Origin of the sequence: Falsiroseomonas oryzae (genome assembly GCF_027856955.1) — a bacterium.
Taxonomy (GTDB): domain Bacteria; phylum Pseudomonadota; class Alphaproteobacteria; order Acetobacterales; family Acetobacteraceae; genus Falsiroseomonas; species Falsiroseomonas oryzae.
On the sequence record NZ_JAPSMD010000673.1, the window covers coordinates 1 to 2,055 of the forward strand.

Sequence of the window (2,055 nt, forward strand, 5' to 3'; positions counted from 1 at the left end):
CCCGCGCTTCCCGTCGCGCCGCTTGCGCTGGTGGCGCGCGCCACCGGCACGGACGCGCGGGAGGCGCTGGCCGCCTTCGCGCTGGGCTACGAGGTCGCCGCGCGCGCCGGCGAGGCCTGGCGCATCAGGCCGGGCATGCATGTGGACGGGTCCTGGCACAGCCTGGGCGCGGCTGCCTGCGCCGCCAGCCTCGCGGGGCTTGATGCGGCGGGCATTGCGCGCGCCGTGCGGCTCGTCGGCTGCCAGGTTCCCTTCGCGCTCTACGCACCGATCGCCGCGGGCATGGATGGGCGCAACAGCTATCCCGCGCATGCCGCGCTGCTCGGCAGCCTCGCCGCCGCGGCGGCTGCCGCCGGCATGGACGCGCCGCCGGACGGCTTCGCGACGGCTCGCGCCATCGCACTCGGCCATGCCGAACCGGCCGTGACCGAGCTGCCCGGCGCCTGGCTGCTGGAGGACGCCTACCTCAAGCCCTTCGCCGGCGTGCGCCATGCGCATTACGCCGCCGCCGCCGCGCTCGCGTTGCGCGACCGCGTGCCGCCCGCGCCGCAGCGCATCGTGCTGGCCACCTATGCCGAGGCCCTGCGCTACGCCGGCAACCGTGCGCCGCGCGCCGCCATCGCCGCGCAGTTCAGCCTGAGCTGGGCGGTCGCGGCCGCGCTGGTGCAGGGCGATCTCGGCCCCGCCGCCTATACCGACGCCGCGCTGGCCGACCCGCGGTTGCGGGACATCGAGGCCCGCGTCGAACTGGTGGAGGACACGGCGCTGACGGCCGTCGGGCGCCGCGGCGCGACGCTGACGGTGGACGGCGCGATGGCGACGGTCACCGGCGTCACCGGCGATCCCGACCGGCCGATGCAGGAGGCGGAGGCGATCGCCAAGTTCGCCCGCTTCGCCAGGCCGGTGCTGGGCGAGGACGGCATCGCGCGCGCCGTCGCCGCGCTGCTGCACGACGCGCCAGCCGAGCGGCTGTTCGGATGATCGATATCCTGATCGCCGGGGCTGGTCCCGTCGGGCTCGCCCTTGCCCTCGCGCTGCAACGCCGCGGTGTCGCGGTGCGCGTGCTGGAGAAGCGCGATGCGCTCTCCGCTGCGTCGCGCGCCTCCACCTTCCATCCGCCGACGCTCGAGGCGCTGGACGAGCTCGGGGTCTTCGCGGCGCTGCGGCCCGGCGGCGTGCAGGTGGACCGCATCCTGTGGCGGCGCGTGGACACCGGAACCTCGGCCACCCTCGACCTCGGAATCCTGGCCGAGGAGACGCGCTTTCCCTTCCGCTGGCACCGAGAGCAGCAGCACCTCACCCCCGCGCTGCTCGCCGCGCTGCCACCGGATACGGTGCGCTTCGGCGCGGGCGTTGTTGCGGTCATGCAGGACGCGTCCGGCGTATCGCTCCGCTGCGACGATGGCAGCACGCATCGCGCGCGCTACGCGGTGGGCTGCGACGGCTCCTCTGGCGCGCTGCGCGTGCTCGTCGGCATCGCGGCGGAGACGAGCGACTACGCGCACCGCGTGCTGCGCCTGCTGACGCCGCTGGACCTGCGCGACCACGTCCCGGGGCTCGACGGCCTCGGCTACCTGTACGACTCGGAAGGCTCCTGCTCGCTGCTCCGCATGCCGGAGGTCTGGCGCCTGATCTTCCGCATCCCGCCCGGGATGCCGGACGAGGCGGCGATGGCGGAAGACCACGCCCGCGCCCGCATCGCGCGATTCCTGCCGGGCATCGCCGACCTGCCGATCGCCGGGCGCGATGTCTACGGCGTGCGCAAGGCGATGGCAGTGGCCTACCGCGCCGGCCGCGTGCTGCTGGCCGGCGATGCCGCGCACCTGACCAACACGCGCGGCGGGATGAACATGAATGCCGGCATCCACGACGCCATGACCCTGGCCGCGACGCTGCACGCCGTGCTGCACGGCGGCGAGGATGCGCTGCTGGACCGCTGGGCCGCCGCACGGCTGGCGACGGTGCGGGGCGCGCTGCTGCCGCGCACCGATGCGCGCGTCGCCGCCGACCCGGCGGGGGAGGTGGCGCGCATGGCCGCGCTGGAAGCCGAGGCGG

Annotated in this window: 2 protein-coding genes; both read left to right on the top strand. The window is 75.5% G+C overall.

Annotation, left to right across the window (positions count from 1 at the left end; all coding sequences use genetic code 11):
• Positions 1-981 (top strand): MmgE/PrpD family protein (locus OZN99_RS30440; RefSeq protein ID WP_270938953.1); only part of this gene is annotated, 981 nt, incomplete at its 5' end.
• The coding region (locus OZN99_RS30445; RefSeq protein ID WP_270938954.1) for an FAD-dependent oxidoreductase at positions 978-2,055 on the top strand (1,078 nt) is incomplete at its 3' end. The genes OZN99_RS30440 and OZN99_RS30445, both read left to right, overlap by 4 nt.